A 16,936-nucleotide genomic window follows, 5' to 3' on the forward strand; every position below is an offset into this window, starting at 1 on the left:
CAAAAGGAAACCGATGAACGTGCGGCCATCCAGTTTTTCCGTCGCAGCTTCGGGCTGACATTCCAGGAGGCTTGAAGCATGTCCACCAACCAGATCGAACAGCGCGCCGATGCGCGCAGCGCCATGCAGCGCGCCATGGAAGGCGTTCGCTCCGCGCGCGGCACGCAGCCGCCCTCCAACGACCAGGCCGCAGGCTTTTCTTCGTTGCTGGCAGCGATGGACGGCATTGGCGGATTGCCGGCGCTGGCCTCGGACGCCCTGGGCCAGGCCTTGGGCGAGGGCGGCAGTGCCGCTCTTTCCGCGCTGTCCAGCCTCAAGGGCGCAGCCAAGGACGGCCTGAAGGATGCCGCAGACCTGCTGGCCGATCCCGGCCTGGCGCAGGGCCTGCTGCAGCAGCCGCAACTGCCGCTGCAACCGCAGGCGAAGCCGACCGATATGACCCCCTCGGCGCAGGCCGATGCCATGGCGCTGGCTGCCAACGGCCAAGCGCCCTGGCTCAGCCTGGTCGGGCAGACCGCCCATCTGGACGGCAAGGGCGACCGTGACATGCTGCAGGGCGTGGCGGGCGACTGGCTGTCCGGCCGGGGCAGCGCCGCCATGATGGCCCTGCGCCAGGAGCAGGGCGCCGTGGCGCACGCGGCCTTCCTGGCACCGCAGTCCGCAGCCGGTGATGCCGCAGGCACGGCGCTGGCCACGGCCAGCGCCAATGCTGCGGCCTTGGCTGCCGCTGCGGACCCCAATGCAGCCGGGGCCCTGACCGATGGCGCCGCGCGCAGCACCCAGGCACAGGCCCAGGCCGCCGATGTGCTGGCCGCCGTGCAGTCCGATGCGGCACTGACGGCCGCCGCCGCACGCACGGCAACCACCGCCCAGGCCACGCATGAACACACGCCCCAGGCCCTGGCGGGCGGTGTGCGGCAGGACGTGGCCCTGGCGTCGGGCATTGCGCTCAACGGCATGGCCGCAGTGCGGCCCGAAGAATGGCGCGGCCTGTTCGAGCGAGCCCGGGAGGGCGGCACCGCCTCCACGGAGTCGGCAGCGAACGGACTGCACGGCGTTGCGGCTGCCGTGGGCGCGGCCCATGCCGGCCAATCCCTGGGCCAGCAGGCGGCCGGCCAAAATGGCACGGCCTTTGCCCAGCCCGACGCCCAGGCCCAGCCGGGCAACTCCACCGAGCGCGAGCAGCAGGTGTCAGAGCAGGTGGCCTTCTGGGTCCACAACAAGAACCAGAACGCCTCGCTGTCCGTGGAGCATGAGGGCCGGGCCATCCAGGTGCAGGTCAGCCTGCAGGGCAACGAGGCCCATGTGCGCTTTGGCGCCAGCGAAGCCCAGGCGCGGGACTGGCTGGGCAACGGTGCCGACCAGCTGCGCGAGCTGCTGCAGGCCCAGGGCCTGCAACTGGCCGGCGTCAGCGTGGATGCGGGCGGCCAGTCCGGCAGCGGCGATTCGGCAAGACAGGGGGCGGACGCCCAGGCGCGCCAGGGCCGCGTGAGCGCCATGGTCGATGCCGCCGGCGTCACGGGCGGCAATGGTGCCGCACAGGCCGGCGGTGGCCGCGCGGCAGCGGGCGGGGTGGATCTGTTCGTCTGATTCTTCCTGCGCTTCTTGCGGGGCGGCGCATGCGCCGTTTCAGGGTTCTCAGAACAGGCCGGGTGGCGACAAGCTGCCCGGCCTGTGGCGTTTGAGGGCCATCAAGCCAGCGAGAAACCGGGGTTTCATGCGCTTATTCAGGCCATGGTCCGGGGTCCAATCGCCGAATAATTCCTGCCATGGGCCTGCTGCGTCATGGCGCCGCGCATGAAGCGCGAGCGCGTGGCGGTCCCGCTCACCCAGAGGAATTCCAGTGTCTGCCACACCCAATGCCGCCAACAATGCAGCTCCCGCCCCGGCCAAGGGCAAGAAGCTGATCGTGCTGATCGTCATCATTGCCGTCCTGGCCATAGGCGCGGCCGCTGCCTTCATCCTGCTGTCCAAGCGCCACAGCAGCGGCGATGAGGAAGAGGGCAGCGCCAGCAAGGCGGCCGTGACCGTGCCCACCTTCCTGCCGCTGGACAACCTGGTGGTCAATCTGTCCGATACGGGCGGCGACCGCTTCGTGCAGATCGGCATCACGCTGGAGCTGGCCGACGAGAAGACCGCCACCACGGTCAAGCAATACCTGCCCAGCATCCGCAACGGCATCCTGATGCTGGTGTCCCAGCGCACGGCCGAGGAGCTGCTCGAGCGCGAAGGCAAGGAGCGCCTGGCAGCCGACGTGCTCAACGAAGTGTCGGCCCCGCTGGGCTATGGCAACCAGGCCAAGGCCAAGAAGCGCAGCCGCGACGAGGATGCCGAGGACGAAGACGGCGAGCGCCGCCGCTCCTCCGCTGGCAAGAACCCGGTGCGCCGCGTGCTCTTCTCCAGCTTCATCATCCAGTAACCGGGGAGGCCAGGCGCCATGAGCGATTCGTTTCTCTCCCAGGAAGAAGTCGATGCCCTTTTGGAGGGTGTGACCGGCGAGAGCCAGAAATCCACGACCGAGGAGGTCGAGGCGGGCATCATCCGCCAGTACGACATCTCCAGCCAGGAGCGCATCGTGCGCGGGCGCATGCCGACGATGGAAATCGTCAACGAGCGCTTTGCCCGCAACTTCCGCATCGGCCTGTTCAACTTCATCCGCCGCAGCCCCGAAGTGTCCGTGGGCACGGTGTCGGTGCAGCGCTACAGCGCCTTCCTGCGCGAGCTGGTGGTGCCCACCAACTTCAACATCGTCGCCATCCGTCCGCTGCGCGGCAGCGGCCTGGTGGTCTGCGACCCCTCGCTGGTGTTCGGTGTCATCGATACGCTGTACGGCGGCACGGGCCGGCTGCAGACGCGTATCGAAGGACGTGACTTCTCGCACACCGAGCAGCGCGTGATCAACCGCCTGGTCAACGTGATCTGCGAGGAATACAAGAAGGCCTGGCACGGCATCTATCCGCTGGAACTGGGCTACCAGCGTTCGGAGATGCAGCCGCAGTTCGCCAACATCGCCACGCCCAGCGAAATCGTCGTGTCCACGGCCTTTCAGCTGGAGATCGGCGACATCTCGGGCTCCATCCACATCTGCATGCCCTATGCAACGCTGGAGCCCATCCGTGATGTGCTGTATTCCTCGACACAGGGCGACTCCATCGAAGTGGACCGCCGCTGGGTCAAGGTGCTCAAGCGCGAGATCCAGGCCGCCGAGGTGACCCTGGTGGCCGAACTGGCACGTGCCGACGCCACGGTGGAGCAGCTGCTGGCCATGCGCCCCGGCGATTTCATCGAACTCGACCGCGAGCCGCTGATCCGCGCCTCCATTGGCGGCGTTCCGATTTTCGAGTGCCAGTACGGCACTCACAACGACAAGTACGCAATCCGCGTCGAGAACTGCCTGCGTGGCGCCGACGCTGGCTGGATGGGAGAAAACAATGGCAACTGAAGATACGCAAAAGCCCGCTGGCGATGATCCGTTCTCGGGCTGGGCAGAGGCATTGGACGAGCAGCGCGAGCGCGACGCCAAGCTGGAAGAGGAGCAGGGCGGCCCGCTGACGGGCGAGCCCGTGCGTCCCTACGCCGGTGGCGCCGATGTGCCGGTCAACGACATCAACATGGTGCTGGACATCCCGGTGCAGCTGTCGGTGGAGCTGGGCCGCACCAAGGTGCCGATCAAGTACATCCTGCAACTGGCCCAGGGCTCGGTGGTCGAACTCGACGCACTGGCCGGCGAGCCCATGGACGTGCTGGTCAACGGCTACCTGATCGCCCAGGGCGAGGTGGTGGTGGTCAACGACAAGTTCGGTATCCGCCTGACCGACGTGGTCACGCCGTCCGAGCGCCTGCGCCGGGTCAGCCGTGGCTGAGAGCGCCGGCATGGGCCCGCTGTGGCCGACCCTGCTCACGGTGGTGGCCCTGGTCACGGCCATGGCCGCTCTGCCCTGGCTGCTGCGCCGCTTCCAGCAGCGCACGGCTGCGCTGCGCGGCGCGGCCGGCCTGCAGTCGCGGGTCCTGGGCGCCGTGGGCGTGGGACCGCAACAGCGGGTGGTGACGGTGGAAGTGGGCGAGGGCGCGCAGACCGTGCGTCTGGTGCTGGGCGTCACGGCGCAAAGCATCCAGTGCCTGCATGTGCTGCAGGCCCCGGCCCCTGCTGATTTTTCGGCTGCGATGGCGCAAGCGCGCAGCCTGCCTGCGGACGGTGCGAATGTCTGAATATTCCTGCAAGCGCCCGGCGCGCACGCTGAGCCAGGCCGCTGGCGCCGCAGCGCTGGCGCTGTGCTGCGCCACGCCCCTGGCCTCCTGGGCACAGGGCGCGCCCGCCAGCCTTCCGCTGGTCATCGGCCAGGGCAGCGGTGGCACCAGCTTTTCGGTGCCCATCCAGACCCTGCTGTTCTTCACGGCGCTGTCCTTCCTGCCGGCCATCCTGCTGATGATGACGGGCTTCACCCGCATCGTCATCGTGCTGTCGCTGATGCGCCAGGCGCTGGGCACGCAGTCGGCGCCGCCCAACCAGGTGATCATCGGTCTGTCGCTGTTCCTGACGCTGTTCGTCATGGGCCCCACCCTGGACCGCGTGTACCAGGAGGCCTACGTGCCCTACACCACGAATGCGGTGACCTTCGAGCAGGCCATTGAGAAGGCCGAGGCGCCCATGCGCGACTTCATGCTCAAGCAGACGCGCCAGTCGGACTTTGCGCTGTTCGCGCGGCTGGCCAAGCTCGATGCAGGCGTCACCAGCGAGACCGCACCGCTGCGCGTGCTGGTGCCCGCCTTCGTGACCAGCGAGCTGAAGACCGCGTTCCAGATCGGCTTCATGATCTTCATTCCCTTCCTGGTCATCGACATGGTCGTGTCCTCGATCCTGATGTCCCTGGGCATGATGATGCTGTCGCCCGTGCTGGTGGCCCTGCCGTTCAAGCTCATGCTCTTCGTGCTGGCCGATGGCTGGAACCTGCTCATAGGCTCGCTGGCCGCCAGCTTCGCCGTCTAGCCCCGCTCTTTTTTGGAAATCCTTCCATGACCTCCCAATACGTGCTCACCTTCGGCCGCGAGGCACTGACCTTGCTGCTCATGATCTCCATGCCCGTGCTGGGCGTGGTGCTGGCCGTGGGCCTGGCCGTCAGCGTCTTCCAGGCGGTGACCCAGGTGCATGAGGCCACGCTGGCCTTCGTGCCCAAGCTCATCTCCGCCGTGCTGGTGTTTGCCATTGCCGGTCCGTGGATGCTGAGCACGCTGGTGGACTTCATCCGCCGCACCATCGAGACCATTCCGCAGGCGGTGGGCTGAGCCCTTCGCCGCGCACTGGAAACGCCACTGTGATCACCTTCAGCGAAGCCCAACTGGTGGCGTGGCTGTCGCCCGTTCTCTGGCCGTTTCTGCGCGTGCTGGCCATGTTCTCCGTGGCCCCCGTGTTCTCGCAGCGCGTCATTCCCATGCGGCTGAAGATTGGCCTGGCCTTCCTGGTCGCGGTGTGCGCGCAGCCCGTGCTGGGCGACCAGCCCGTGATCGGCATCAACTCGCCACAGGCGCTGGGCACGCTGATTCAGCAGGTCGGCGTGGGGCTGGCGGTGGGCTTTGCCGTGCGCCTGGTGTTTGCCGCCGTGGAGGTTGCGGGCGAGGTGGTCGGCCTGCAGATGGGCCTGAACTTCGCCAGCTTCTTCGATCCGACCACGAATGCCCAGCTCAGCGCGGTGGCGCGCTTCATGGTCCAGATCTCCACGCTGCTGTTCATCGTCATCAACGGGCACCTGCTGGTGCTGATGGCCGTGCTCAAGAGTTACGAGGCGTTTCCTGTGGACGGCAGCTTCCTGCAGGCCATCAACCAGATGCGGCTGCACGAGATGGGGGCGGCGGTCTTTGCCAGTGCCTTCTGGATCGCCCTGCCCATGGTCGCCATGCTGCTGTTCGTGAACCTGGTGCTGGGCATCATTTCGCGCGTGGCACCGCAGATGAACATCTATGCCGTGGGTTTTCCGGTCACGCTCACCGTGGGCCTGACGGGATTGATGGCCACGCTGCCGCTGCTCGAGCAGCCCCTGGTCGCCTTGCTGCAGCGCGGCATCGCGGTATTTGGCACTTCAATGTAAGCAGTTGTGAAAAACAACAGATTTACAGGCCTGTCGGCCGCAAAAGCCTCAGATCAGCTGGTTGTGGATGGCGTAGGCCGTGAGTTCGGCATTGCTGCTCATCTGCAGTTTTTCCAGCACGCGCGCCCGGTAGACGCTGACGGTCTTGGGGCTGAGCATCAGCTCGGTGGCGATGTCGGTCAGCCGCTGACCGGCCGCGATCTTGATCAGGGTCTGCAGCTCGCGCTCGGACAGGCTTTCATGCGGCACCTGGGGTGCGGGCTGGGCCAGGCTGTCGGCCAGCATCTGGGCCACTTCGGACGTCAGGTACTTGCGCCCCGTGGCCACGGTACGCACCGCCTCGATCAGCAGCACCGGGTCGCCTGCCTTGTTGGCGTAGCCCTGCGCGCCCGCCTTCAGGCAGCGCAGCGCGTACTGATCCTCGGGGTACATGGAGACCATGAGCACCTTGATCAGCGGATGGGTTTCGCGCACGCTGGCCAGGGCTTCCAGGCCACTGCGGCCGGGCATGTTGATGTCCAGCAGCAGCACGTCGCAGGTGGCGGTGCGCAGCTGTTCGCGCAGTTCGGCATAGCTGCCTGCTTCGGCGGTGACGCTGATGTCCACTGCCTCGGCCAGGGTGTCACGGATGCCCCGGCGCAGCACCGCATGGTCGTCGCACAGCACCACGTGGATCAAAGTCGGCCTCCTGGAAAAAGGGTCACGCCGCCATGGCGTTCAGCATTCATTGCCCGGGATATTAGGGCAAGTGCCGCCATCGTCCAGCGGAATGGAGACGATGACCGAGGTTCCTCGCCCGGCTTGACTGCTGACATCCAGCCAGCCCCGAACGGTGCGCGCACGCTCGCCCAGACCGCGCAAACCGAAGGATTCGGGCTTGTCGCGCGCGCCTTCGGCCAGGCCCACGCCGTCGTCCGTCACCTCCAGCGTGAGAAAGCCTTCGCGGTCCGAGAGATCGATGTCCACATGGCGCGCCTGGGCATATTTGCCGACGTTGGTCAGCGCCTCCTGGGCCGTGCGGTAGGCCACGACCTGGATGTCGGGCGCGATGTCCATGCTCTCGCGACTGCTGCGCACCCGGGTGGGCACGCCTGTGCGGCGCTCGAAATTCTCGGCCAGCCACTGCACGGCGGCCACCAGTCCCTGGTCCAGCACGGGCGGGCGCAGGTTCATCATGATGCGCTGGCTTGCACCCAGCGCATGCTCCAGCATTTCCAGTGCGGCCAGCGCATGCTCGCGCAGTCCGCCCTCGGGCGCATTGCGCGCAATCCAGGCCACATCGAACTTCACCGAGGTCAGCGAGCCGCCGATGTCATCGTGGATCTCGCGGGCAATGCTGGCGCGTTCACGTTCGGTGGAGGTCTGCAGATGCTCGGTCAGATCGGCCAGGCGCCGCTCGGACGCCGCCAGCTCGGCCGCCGCGCGGCGGCGTGCCAAGCGGGCCTCGTGCACTTCCAGCGCATGCGAGACCACATGGGGCAGGCGCGTGATGTGGTCCTTGAGCAGGTAGTCGCTGATGCCCTCGCGCATCACGTCCACGGCGGCCGACTCGCCGATGGCGCCGGACAGCAGCACAAAGGGCGGATGCCCGGGCTGGCGGCGCACCAGCTCCCAGGCGTCCAGCGCCGTGAAGCCGGGCAGGTGGTAGTCAGCCAGGATGAGGTCGAATGCCTGGCTCTGCAGCGCGGCTGCGGCATCATCGAGCAGGTCGACCGCGACAATCTCGCAGACCAGCCCGCCGCGCAGCAGGCTCAGCCGCGCCAGCGCCTGGTCGGCCGCCGAATCCTCGATGTGCAATATGCGCAAGGGCTTGTGCGGTGGTCTGGCATCCCCGGGGGCGCTATCATGAGATACATTTTGGAACATAAATGCAAGTGGTCGTGTATATCAAGGGATGCGCTGCATTCCTGGGGACGATTGACAAGGGCTGGCCATGCTGCAGAGCATGGCGAACATTGGGCTGAAACGCTGGTGGTGGAGTAACAATGCAGTCAATGCACAAGCCTTCGGGCGAGCCTGCCGTCCCCATGCCCGTCATGGTGGCCGCAGACCTGCAGGATGCCTTGCTGGTGGCGATGCGCGATCTGCAGCGCCTGGAAGGCCTTCTCAATCATGCAACGCAGAACCTGCTGGACCGTTTCGACGAGACCCACGGCCAGCTGGCCGGTGAGGCGCTAGGCGCCTTGCCCGAGCTGGACGCCGCGCGGTCCACGCTTCGGTTGGCGGTGACCGAGTTGCAGTTTCACGACATGTCCTCCCAGTTGATCGCCCATATTACGAAGATTTTGCAAGGCTGCGCGTTCCAGTTGGCCGCAGCCACCATGGGCGTGGACGAGGGGGAGGACGATTCCCTGGGCCTGCCGGCGATACCCGACCGGCCCAATCCCGTCACGCAAAGCGAGATGGATGCTGGCTCGGTCGAGCTGTTCTGACGGCTGACCATGCACTCTTCTACCTTTTATTGCCCGTCTGTTGGAGCTATACATGCGATCGATTCTGGCTGTTGATGATTCCCCCTCGATGCGAAAGATGGTGGCGTTCACCCTCGCAGGGGCGGGATTTCGCGTTGTGGAGGCGGTTGACGGCGTGGATGCGCTCGAGAAGGCACAGCTCGAACAAGTCGACCTGGTGCTGGCCGACCAGAACATGCCGCGTCTGGACGGCATCGGCCTGACCCGCAAGCTGCGCGAAGACCCCAAGTTCCAGAACACGCCGATTCTCATTCTCACCACCGAATCCAGCGACCAGATGAAGCAGGCCGGACGCGCCGCGGGCGCAACGGGCTGGCTGGTCAAGCCCTTCGATCCAAACCGTTTGATCGAAGTCATTCAGAAAGTAATGCGTTGAGCCGATAAGTACGGGCAACAGGAAACAGCAGGACCAAAGATGGCGGATCTACACCAGGATGGGGCAGGAGCGGGCGCAGACTTCGACCTGAGCCAGTTCTATCAAATCTTCTTCGAAGAAGCGGCCGAGAACCTCGACCAGATGGAGCAGATGCTGCTGAATCTGGATCTGTCAGCGGCCAATGACGAGGAACTCAACGGCATCTTCCGATGCGCGCACTCGATCAAGGGCGGGGCGGCCACCTTCGGCTTTGCCGACGTGACCGAGCTGACGCACCGCATGGAGTCGCTGCTCGACCGGCTGCGCCGGCACGAGATCACACCGATTCCGGAGATGGTCGATGTGTTGCTGGAGTCGGCTGATGCCAGCCGCAGCCTGCTGGCACGCCACCAGGCCGGCAACGAGGGCGAGGCCCTGTCCACCACGGATCTGGTGGCACGCATCGAGACGCTGGCGGAAGGCCGCAGCGCCGTACCTGCAGCGGCAGCGCCGGCTCCCGTACCGACCCCGGCTCCAGCCCCTGTGGCTGCGCCAGTGCAGGCTCCGGCCCCGGTTGCTGCAGCACCTGTCTCGGGCGGCGCCGTCGGCACGGCACCCAGCACCGGCGGACGTTCGCTGCATATCCTGATCGGTCCGCTGGAGCGCCTGGAGATGGCCGAGGCCATCAAGGAGCTGTTCCGCGACATTCCCGGCCTGGGACGCATCGAGGACCTGGCCTGCGATCAGCCGCAAAGCCGCCTCTTTGACGTGCAGACCTCGTCCACCGACGACGACCTGCTCGATCTGTTCGCCTTCCACGTGGCCAAGGAGCAGGTTCGCATCACGGCGGCCGGAGCCCCTGCCGAGGCAGCACCCGCAGCGGTGGCGGCGCAAGCCCCGGCCGCTGAAGAGCATGCGCACGACCCCGATGCCGCCCTGGCCTCGGCCGCCATTCCGCCTGCCGATGAGGCCTATGGCTTCTTCAACGGCGCACCCGGCATGCCCCAGGCCGATGGCGCGCAGGCCATCCAGCCGGCCGGCGCCGTGGCCAAGCCCGCCGCCAAGACGGCGGCCCAGACGCAGCAGGCGCAGATGGAGTCCACCAGCATCCGCGTGTCGGTGGCCAAGGTCGACCAGCTCATCAACCTGGTGGGCGAGCTGGTCATCACCCAGGCCATGCTTGCGCAAAACAGCCACGGACTGGACGCATCGGCCTACCAGCAACTGCTGGCAGGCCTGGCCGACCTGGATCGCAATACGCGCGATCTGCAGGAATCGGTGATGTCCATCCGCATGATTCCCATGTCCACCGTGTTCAGCCGTTTCCCGCGCATGCTGCGCGACCTGGCCGGCAAGCTGGGCAAGAAGATCGACCTGATCACGCTGGGCGAGGCCACGGAGCTGGACAAGGGACTGGTCGAAAAGATCACCGACCCGCTGACCCATCTGGTGCGCAACAGCGTGGACCACGGCATCGAAATGCCCGAGGACCGCCTGGCGGCCGGCAAGTCCGAGCACGGCACGCTGACGCTGGCAGCCTCCCATCAGGGCGGCTCCATCGTCATCGAGGTGCGCGACGACGGGCGCGGCATGAACCGCGAGCGGATTCTGCAGAAGGCCCGCGAGCGCGGCATGGATGTCTCGGACAACATGCCCGATCAGGATGTCTGGCAGCTGATCTTCGCGCCGGGCTTCTCCACGGCCGACGTGGTCACCGACGTGTCCGGGCGCGGCGTGGGCATGGACGTGGTCAAGCGCAATATCGCGGCGCTGGGCGGCTCGGTCGAGATCGAGTCCACCCAGGGCAAGGGCATGCGCGTGGCCGTTCGCCTGCCGCTGACCCTGGCCATCATGGATGGCATGTCGGTCGGCGTCAGCGACGAGGTCTACATCCTGCCGCTGTCCTCGGTGGTCGAGTCCTTCCTGGTCAAGGCCGAAGACGTCAACACCGTGGCCAACGGCACGCAGCTGGTCAAGGTGCGTGACGAGTACATGCCCGTGTTCGCGCTGGAAAAGACCTTCCGCGTGCCGCGCAGCGACACCAGCCAGTCCAGCAATATCATGGTGGTGGTCGAGTCCGACGGCAGCCGCGTGGCCTTGCTGGTCGACGAGCTGCTGGGCCAGCACCAGGTGGTGGTCAAGAACCTGGAATCGAACTACCGCAAGGTGCCCAACGTTTCGGGCGCCACCATCCTGGGCGATGGCACGGTGGCGCTGATTCTGGACACCGGCGCGCTGGTGCGTCGTGCACGCCACTGAACGGGACAGGGATACCTGACCACAATCGACGGCGCCGCAGGCAGTGCCTGCGCGCCGCCAAGAAACCATGGCCTGCGCCACCACGGCGCGGGCCCGACAGTTGAGGAGCTGAGCAATGAGCGTGATCGCTAAGACCGCAGAAGGCGTCGCCACCGGCGCGCGCGAGTACCTGACCTTCCGCCTGGACCAGGAGGAATACGGCATCGACATCCTGAAGGTGCAGGAAATCCGCGGCTACGAGCCGCCGACCCGCATCGCCAATGCGCCGGAATTCATCAAGGGCGTGGTCAATCTGCGCGGCACCATCGTGCCCATCGTGGACATGCGGCTGAAGTTCAACTGCTCCCAGGTGGAATACAACAGCTTCACCGTCGTCATCATCCTGAACCTGCGCAACCGCGTGGTGGGCATCGTGGTGGACTCGGTCAGCGACGTGATGGAACTGGCTCCCGAAGCCGTGCGCCCCGCGCCGGACATCGAAAGCGCCATCGACAGCGGCTGCATCCTGGGCCTGGGTTCCGTGGGCGAGCGCATGCTCATCCTGCTGGACATCGAAAAGCTCATGAACAACGTGGACATGGGCCTGGTCGCCTCGGTCGACTGAGACCCGTTCTTGCACTGAGCGCCCTCATGCGATCCGGCTCTTCCAATGCGGCACTGGCCGCACGTCCCGTCGCCGACGACGGGGATGCCAACGGGCCCCTGGCCCAGGGGCGCGAATTCGAATGGTCGTCGCGGGACTTTGCCCGCGTACAGGCGCTGATCTACCAGCGGGCCGGCATCAGCCTGCACGATGGCAAGCACGCCATGGTCTACAGCCGCCTGTCGCGGCGCCTGCGCGAGACGGGCTACGACAGCTTCTCCACCTACCTGGACTGGCTGGAGTCGCAGTCCGACGGCGTGGAGTGGCAGGAGTTCGTGAACGCGCTGACCACCAATCTCACGGCGTTCTTTCGCGAGCAGCACCATTTCGAGATCTTTGCCCAGCATCTGCGCAGCAAGCCGGCCGGCACGGCCTGGAAGGTCTGGTGCAATGCGGCCTCGACCGGGGAGGAGCCTTACTCCATCGTCATGACGGCGCTGGAAGCGCTGGGTGCCACGCCCAGCTTTCAGCTGCAGGCCAGCGACATCGACTCGCGCGTGCTGGACACGGCATCGGCCGGCGTCTACCGCGCCGAAAGCATCAAGGGCATGAGCGCCGAGCGCCTGCACCGCTTTTTCCTGCGGGGAAAGGCCGGCAATGCGGGCCTGGTGCGCGTCAAGCCCGAACTGCGCCGCCTGGTGGAGTTTCTCAACGTCAACCTGATCCGTGACGACTGGCCGTTCCGAGACCCCTTCGACGTGGTCTTCTGCCGCAACGTGATGATCTACTTCGACGCGGCCACGCAGCGCCGCGTGCTGGAGCGCATCCACCGCGTGATGAAGCCCGGTGGCCTGTTGTTCGTCGGGCATGCCGAGAACTTCAGTGAATCGCGCGATCTGTTCACGCTCAAGGGGAAGACCGTCTATGAGCGCCGCTGACGCAGGTCCTGCCGCACGCCAGGGGGTGCTCCCATGATCGGAGACCGCCCTGCCTTCGCACCGCCACCGGCGCCCTCGGAGCGTCGCCGGATGCCGCGCATCAACAGCTATACCGCTGCAGACTATCCGGCGCCGGGCGATCCGGTGCCGCGTTCCTCGCTGGAGCAGCTCAAGCGCCAGCAGCGCTACCCTGGCGAGGCTTCGTTCTTCTATTACGACCCGCATTTCCAGCACAACGCCGTCAAGGTGCTGCCCGGCGAATACTTTGTCTCCAACGAGGACGTGATCCTGGTCACCGTGCTGGGCTCTTGCATCTCGGCCTGCATCTGGGACCGCACCATGCGCGTGGGCGGCATGAACCATTTCATGCTGCCCGACGGCGACTCTGCCGATGCATCGGGCCGCTACGGCTCGTACGCCATGGAGTTGCTGATCAACGAAATGCTCAAGCTCGGTGCCCGGCGCGAGTCGCTGCAGGCCAAGATCTTCGGCGGCGGGCAGGTGATGCACAACTTCACCACCATGAACGTGGGCGAACGCAATACCGCCTTCGTCACGCAGTATCTGCAGACCGAACGCATCCCCATCGTCTCGGAGGATGTGCTGGACATCTACCCTCGCAAGGTGGTGTTCTTCCCCGCCAGCGGCAAGGCCATGGTCAAGCGCCTGGCACATGCCCATCCGGAGGAGCTGGTACAGCAGGAATTCACGCGCGGCAATGCAGCCGTCGTGGCACGCAATACGGCAGGCGGCTCGGTCGACCTGTTTTGAGGAAGGTTCAAAGGAATGGACAGGAAAATCAGGGTGATCGTGGTGGACGACTCTGCGCTGGTGCGCAGTCTGCTGTCCGAGATCATCAATCGCCAGCACGACATGGAATGCATCGGCTCGGCCAATGACCCGCTGATCGCACGCGAAATGATTCGCGAGATGAATCCCGACGTGATCACGCTCGATGTGGAAATGCCGCGCATGGATGGCATCGACTTCCTGGGCCGGCTCATGCGCCTGCGTCCCATGCCGGTGGTCATGATCTCCACGCTGACCGAACGCGGCGCCGAGGTCACCATGCGCGCACTGGAGCTGGGCGCCATCGACTTCGTGGCCAAGCCGCGCGTGGGTGTCTCCAACGGCCTGCAGGAACTGGCCGCGCAGATCGTGGACAAGATCCGCGTTGCTGCCGTGGCCCAGGTACGGCGTCTGCCGGTCGCTCCCCGCAGTCCAGCCTCTGCCGCAGGCAGCGCGGCAGCGCCGGTCGCTTCCTCTGCAGGTTCGGCCGTGCCGCGCCAGGCTGCACCGACGTCGCTGCTCGGGCGGCTTTCCACGGAGAAGCTGGTTGCCATCGGCGCCTCCACGGGCGGCACCGAGGCCATCCGCGAAGTGCTCACCCATCTGCCGGCCGACTGCCCGGCCATCGTCATCACCCAGCACATGCCGCCGGGCTTCACCACCAGCTTCGCGGCCCGGCTCAACAGCCTGTGCCAGATGACCGTGAAGGAAGCGCAGCACGGCGAGCGCCTGCTGCCCGGTCATGCCTATATCGCCCCAGGTGGCAAGCATTTTTCCGTGCAGCGCAGCGGCGCCAACTATGTCGCCGTGGTCGATGACAGCCCGCCGGTGAATCGCCACAAGCCTTCGGTCGAAGTGCTGTTCAAGTCGGTGGCCGCCTGCGCGGGCCGCAACGCCTACGGCATCATGCTCACCGGCATGGGCGCCGATGGTGCGGTCGCCATGCGCGAAATGCGCGATGCAGGCAGCTACAACCTCGTGCAGGACGAGGCCAGCTGCATCGTCTTCGGCATGCCGCGCGAGGCCATCGCCCACGGCGCTGCCGACGAAGTGCTGCCCCTCAACCAGATCGCCGCCGCCTTGCTGGGCAAGCTGCGCATAGGTTCGGACCAGGTGCACCACCGCATCTGAGCGCAACGGCCGGCTCTGGCGGCCTCCATGAAAAAAAGAGCGCATGGCGCTCTTTTTTTCGTCAGTTCGACACGGTGCTTACTCGGACAAGGCGCTCCAGCGCTCCAGTGCCTCCATCAGCTGCTCATCGATCTCGCCATCGCGCTGGTGCAACTGAACGGCGCGGGAGTTGTCGTTGGCATACAGCGAGCCGTCGGCCAGGGCCTCGCGAATGGATTTCTGCTCCGCCTCCAGCGATGCAATGGTCTCGGGCAACTGATCGAGCTCGCGCTGCTCCTTGTAGCTGAGCTTGCGCTTGGGCTTGCTGTCGCTGCGTACCGCCGTCGGCTTGGCCTCTTCCTTGGCAGGCTTGGGCTGTGCGGCCTCGGCCAGATCCTGGCTGCGGCGCGACTGGTCCAGCCAGTCCTGCACGCCGCCTTCGTATTCGCGCCACTTGCCCGGCCCTTCCCAGGCAATGGTGCTGGTGACCACGTTGTCCAGGAAACTGCGGTCATGGCTGACCAGGAACACCGTGCCGTCGTAGTTCTGCAGCAGGTCTTCCAGCATCTCCAGCGTCTCGATATCGAGGTCGTTGGTCGGCTCGTCCAGAACCAGCACATTCGCGGGGCGGGCAAACAGGCGCGCCAGCAGCAGGCGGTTGCGCTCGCCGCCGGACAGTGAACGCACAGGAGAGTGAGCGCGTGCCGGAGAGAACAGGAAATCCGACAGATAGCTCTTCACGTGCTTTTTCTGGTTGCCGATCTCTATCCACTCGCTGCCGGGGCTGATGAAATCCTCCAGCGTGGCATCCATATCGATCTGGTGCCGCATCTGGTCGAAGTAAGCCACCTGCAGATTCGCACCCAGCCGCACGTTGCCGCTGTCAGGCGCCAGTTCGCCCAGAATCATCTTGAGCAGCGTCGTCTTGCCGGCACCGTTGGGCCCGATCAGTCCCACCTTGTCACCGCGCAGGATGGTGGCGCTGAAATGCGAGACGATCTGCTTGTCGCCAAAGGACTTGGCCACATCGGTCAGCTCGGCCACGATCTTGCCCTGGTAGCCATCGCCCCGGCCCGAGGCAATGTCCATCTTCACCCCGCCCAGCACATCACGGCGGGCAGCGCGGTTGGCCCGCAACTGCTCCAATCGGCCGATGCGGCTCTGGCTGCGTGTGCGACGCGCCTCCACGCCCTTGCGGATCCACACCTCCTCCTGGGCCAGCAGCTTGTCGGCCTTGGCGTTGATCACGGCTTCCTGGGCCAGCTGATCTTCCTTGGTTTGCTGGTACTGAACGAAATTGCCGGGATAGGAGCGCAGCGTTCCACGATCCAGCTCAACGATGCGCGTGGAGACGCGGTCCAGGAAGGAGCGGTCGTGGGTAATGGTCACCACGCTGCCCTTGAAGTTCAGCAGCAGCTCCTCCAGCCACTCGATGGCATCCAGATCCAGGTGGTTGGTAGGCTCGTCCAGCAGCAGCACGTCAGGACGGGCCACCAGCGCCTGGGAAAGCGCAACGCGCTTCTTCATTCCCCCGGACAACGTGCCCACCAGAGCGTCGGGATCCAGGTGCAGCCGCTGCAGCGTCTCTTCCACGCGCTGCTCCCAATTCCAGGCGTCATAGGCCTCGATCTGGGACTGCAGCGCATCGAGATCCTCGCCCTCGCCACCCGCCAGATAGCGCTCGCGCACGGCGATCACCTCGGCAATGCCGGCGGACGCCGACTCGAAGATCGTCTGCTCGGGCACAAGCACCGGCTCCTGCGCCACATAAGTAATGCGGATACCGGACTGCGTCTGGACCTGGCCGTCATCGGCCTTGGCCAGTCCGCCAAGAATCTTCAACAAAGAGGACTTCCCTGCGCCGTTTCGACCGATCAGGCCCACACGTTCGCCGCTCTCCAGGGAAAACTGGGCGTGGTCGAGAAGCGCCACATGCCCGAACGCCAGTTGGGCGTCTATCAAAGTAATCAATGCCATCGTGCGCGCATTATCTATGCGGGCCCGATTCCTGGTGCAGGCAGCAAGGCCTCCCCGCCCGGAGCCTGCCCGCAGGGCAGGCTCCGGGCCGGTTTCAGAGGGCGGGGCGGTGGCTTCTTCACGGGTCTGCAAGGAAGTTCACGAATTTCACGCCATCGGTAAAAACCCATGCTATAGTTCGATCCCTCGTCGCCACACTGCCTTGCTGACAGCGATGAGTCAGAAAAGTCTTGTAGACAGCGCGAAAAACGTGCTACAATGCAAGGCTCTGCTGAAGAGAAGCGATGCAGATCGCTGGTGTTGAGAAGATCGAAGAAATTTGATTGCAACGACGCTAAAAACTGTGCTAGAATTCAAGGCTTCGCTGATCG

Annotated in this window: 18 protein-coding genes; 15 read left to right on the forward strand and 3 right to left on the reverse strand. The window is 65.6% G+C overall.

The window, feature by feature from the left end:
• Nucleotides 1–78: 78 nt before the first annotated feature.
• From JHD82_RS25625 to fliR, 8 genes are all read left to right on the forward strand, one after another.
• The gene (locus tag JHD82_RS25625; protein WP_199139503.1) at nucleotides 79–1,590 is read left to right on the forward strand and encodes a flagellar hook-length control protein FliK; all 1,512 of its coding nucleotides are present in this window, start codon (nucleotides 79–81) and stop codon (nucleotides 1,588–1,590) included.
• A gap of 253 nt (nucleotides 1,591–1,843) precedes the next feature.
• Complete coding sequence (fliL, locus tag JHD82_RS25630; protein ID WP_012202576.1) at nucleotides 1,844–2,419, forward strand: flagellar basal body-associated protein FliL; 576 nt, start codon at nucleotides 1,844–1,846, stop codon at nucleotides 2,417–2,419.
• Between the two features lie 18 nt (nucleotides 2,420–2,437).
• The gene (gene fliM, locus JHD82_RS25635; protein ID WP_012202577.1) at nucleotides 2,438–3,442 is read left to right on the forward strand and encodes a flagellar motor switch protein FliM; all 1,005 of its coding nucleotides are present in this window, start codon (nucleotides 2,438–2,440) and stop codon (nucleotides 3,440–3,442) included.
• Nucleotides 3,432–3,863: a flagellar motor switch protein FliN gene (gene fliN, locus JHD82_RS25640; protein ID WP_012202578.1), complete on the forward strand. Its 432-nt coding sequence runs from the start codon at nucleotides 3,432–3,434 to the stop codon at nucleotides 3,861–3,863. Before fliM ends, fliN begins: the two co-directional genes overlap by 11 nt.
• Before the next feature lie 10 nt (nucleotides 3,864–3,873).
• A complete protein-coding gene (locus JHD82_RS25645) occupies nucleotides 3,874–4,209 on the forward strand; it encodes a flagellar biosynthetic protein FliO (RefSeq protein WP_012202579.1) in 336 nt (111 codons plus the stop codon).
• Complete coding sequence (fliP, locus tag JHD82_RS25650; RefSeq protein WP_012202580.1) at nucleotides 4,202–4,987, forward strand: flagellar type III secretion system pore protein FliP; 786 nt, start codon at nucleotides 4,202–4,204, stop codon at nucleotides 4,985–4,987. The genes JHD82_RS25645 and fliP overlap by 8 nt, the downstream gene beginning before the upstream one ends.
• Nucleotides 4,988–5,013: 26 nt before the next feature.
• Nucleotides 5,014–5,283 carry a flagellar biosynthesis protein FliQ gene (gene fliQ / locus JHD82_RS25655; protein WP_012202581.1) on the forward strand — a complete coding sequence of 90 codons (270 nt, stop codon included), beginning with the start codon at nucleotides 5,014–5,016 and terminating at the stop codon, nucleotides 5,281–5,283.
• Between the two features lie 29 nt (nucleotides 5,284–5,312).
• Complete coding sequence (gene fliR / locus JHD82_RS25660; protein WP_012202582.1) at nucleotides 5,313–6,083, forward strand: flagellar biosynthetic protein FliR; 771 nt, start codon at nucleotides 5,313–5,315, stop codon at nucleotides 6,081–6,083.
• Nucleotides 6,084–6,131: 48 nt separating this feature from the next.
• Here fliR and JHD82_RS25665 read toward each other — a convergent pair whose 3' ends face one another.
• A complete protein-coding gene (locus JHD82_RS25665; protein ID WP_012202583.1) occupies nucleotides 6,132–6,761 on the reverse strand; it encodes a response regulator transcription factor in 630 nt (209 codons plus the stop codon).
• Between the two features lie 39 nt (nucleotides 6,762–6,800).
• Nucleotides 6,801–7,949: a response regulator gene (locus tag JHD82_RS25670; protein ID WP_012202584.1), complete on the reverse strand. Its 1,149-nt coding sequence runs from the start codon at nucleotides 7,947–7,949 to the stop codon at nucleotides 6,801–6,803.
• A 119-nt stretch (nucleotides 7,950–8,068) separates the two neighbouring features.
• Here JHD82_RS25670 and JHD82_RS25675 point away from each other — a divergent pair, with 119 nt between their 5' ends.
• The 7 genes from JHD82_RS25675 (at nucleotide 8,069) to JHD82_RS25705 (ending at nucleotide 14,609) form a co-directional block, all read left to right on the forward strand.
• Nucleotides 8,069–8,515 (forward strand): hypothetical protein, encoded by a 447-nt coding sequence (locus tag JHD82_RS25675; protein ID WP_012202585.1) that lies wholly within the window; start codon nucleotides 8,069–8,071, stop codon nucleotides 8,513–8,515.
• A gap of 52 nt (nucleotides 8,516–8,567) precedes the next feature.
• The gene (locus tag JHD82_RS25680; protein WP_012202586.1) at nucleotides 8,568–8,930 is read left to right on the forward strand and encodes a response regulator; all 363 of its coding nucleotides are present in this window, start codon (nucleotides 8,568–8,570) and stop codon (nucleotides 8,928–8,930) included.
• Between the two features lie 39 nt (nucleotides 8,931–8,969).
• Entirely contained in the window at nucleotides 8,970–11,168 is a 2,199-nt protein-coding gene (locus tag JHD82_RS25685) for a chemotaxis protein CheW (RefSeq protein ID WP_199139505.1), read from the forward strand.
• A 115-nt stretch (nucleotides 11,169–11,283) separates the two neighbouring features.
• Complete coding sequence (locus JHD82_RS25690; RefSeq protein WP_012202588.1) at nucleotides 11,284–11,772, forward strand: chemotaxis protein CheW; 489 nt, start codon at nucleotides 11,284–11,286, stop codon at nucleotides 11,770–11,772.
• A gap of 26 nt (nucleotides 11,773–11,798) precedes the next feature.
• Complete coding sequence (locus JHD82_RS25695; protein WP_013800375.1) at nucleotides 11,799–12,689, forward strand: CheR family methyltransferase; 891 nt, start codon at nucleotides 11,799–11,801, stop codon at nucleotides 12,687–12,689.
• 33 nt (nucleotides 12,690–12,722) lie between these two features.
• Complete coding sequence (cheD, locus tag JHD82_RS25700) at nucleotides 12,723–13,460, forward strand: chemoreceptor glutamine deamidase CheD (RefSeq protein ID WP_012202590.1); 738 nt, start codon at nucleotides 12,723–12,725, stop codon at nucleotides 13,458–13,460.
• 15 nt (nucleotides 13,461–13,475) lie between these two features.
• Nucleotides 13,476–14,609: a chemotaxis response regulator protein-glutamate methylesterase gene (locus JHD82_RS25705; RefSeq protein ID WP_096914209.1), complete on the forward strand. Its 1,134-nt coding sequence runs from the start codon at nucleotides 13,476–13,478 to the stop codon at nucleotides 14,607–14,609.
• Between the two features lie 78 nt (nucleotides 14,610–14,687).
• On the opposite strand, the gene JHD82_RS25710 is transcribed toward JHD82_RS25705, so the two are convergent.
• The gene (locus JHD82_RS25710) at nucleotides 14,688–16,565 is read right to left on the reverse strand and encodes an ATP-binding cassette domain-containing protein (RefSeq protein WP_199139507.1); all 1,878 of its coding nucleotides are present in this window, start codon (nucleotides 16,563–16,565) and stop codon (nucleotides 14,688–14,690) included.
• Nucleotides 16,566–16,936 lie beyond the last annotated feature (371 nt).

The sequence above is a fragment of the Delftia sp. ASV31 genome (genome assembly GCF_016428765.1).
Lineage (GTDB): Bacteria > Pseudomonadota > Gammaproteobacteria > Burkholderiales > Burkholderiaceae_C > Comamonas > Comamonas acidovorans.

Coding starts and splice junctions, on each gene's coding strand:
- fliP (WP_012202580.1), top strand. CDS start 4,202: ATGTCTGAATATTCCTGCAAGCGCCCGGCGCGCACGCTGAGCCAGGCC.
- fliN (WP_012202578.1), top strand. CDS start 3,432: ATGGCAACTGAAGATACGCAAAAGCCCGCTGGCGATGATCCGTTCTCG.
- JHD82_RS25625 (WP_199139503.1), top strand. CDS start 79: ATGTCCACCAACCAGATCGAACAGCGCGCCGATGCGCGCAGCGCCATG.
- JHD82_RS25685 (WP_199139505.1), top strand. CDS start 8,970: ATGGCGGATCTACACCAGGATGGGGCAGGAGCGGGCGCAGACTTCGAC.
- fliM (WP_012202577.1), top strand. CDS start 2,438: ATGAGCGATTCGTTTCTCTCCCAGGAAGAAGTCGATGCCCTTTTGGAG.
- JHD82_RS25680 (WP_012202586.1), top strand. CDS start 8,568: ATGCGATCGATTCTGGCTGTTGATGATTCCCCCTCGATGCGAAAGATG.
- JHD82_RS25645 (WP_012202579.1), top strand. CDS start 3,874: ATGGGCCCGCTGTGGCCGACCCTGCTCACGGTGGTGGCCCTGGTCACG.
- JHD82_RS25675 (WP_012202585.1), top strand. CDS start 8,069: ATGCAGTCAATGCACAAGCCTTCGGGCGAGCCTGCCGTCCCCATGCCC.
- cheD (WP_012202590.1), top strand. CDS start 12,723: ATGATCGGAGACCGCCCTGCCTTCGCACCGCCACCGGCGCCCTCGGAG.
- JHD82_RS25695 (WP_013800375.1), top strand. CDS start 11,799: ATGCGATCCGGCTCTTCCAATGCGGCACTGGCCGCACGTCCCGTCGCC.
- JHD82_RS25690 (WP_012202588.1), top strand. CDS start 11,284: ATGAGCGTGATCGCTAAGACCGCAGAAGGCGTCGCCACCGGCGCGCGC.
- JHD82_RS25670 (WP_012202584.1), bottom strand. CDS start 7,949: ATGTTCCAAAATGTATCTCATGATAGCGCCCCCGGGGATGCCAGACCA.
- fliQ (WP_012202581.1), top strand. CDS start 5,014: ATGACCTCCCAATACGTGCTCACCTTCGGCCGCGAGGCACTGACCTTG.
- JHD82_RS25705 (WP_096914209.1), top strand. CDS start 13,476: ATGGACAGGAAAATCAGGGTGATCGTGGTGGACGACTCTGCGCTGGTG.
- JHD82_RS25710 (WP_199139507.1), bottom strand. CDS start 16,565: ATGGCATTGATTACTTTGATAGACGCCCAACTGGCGTTCGGGCATGTG.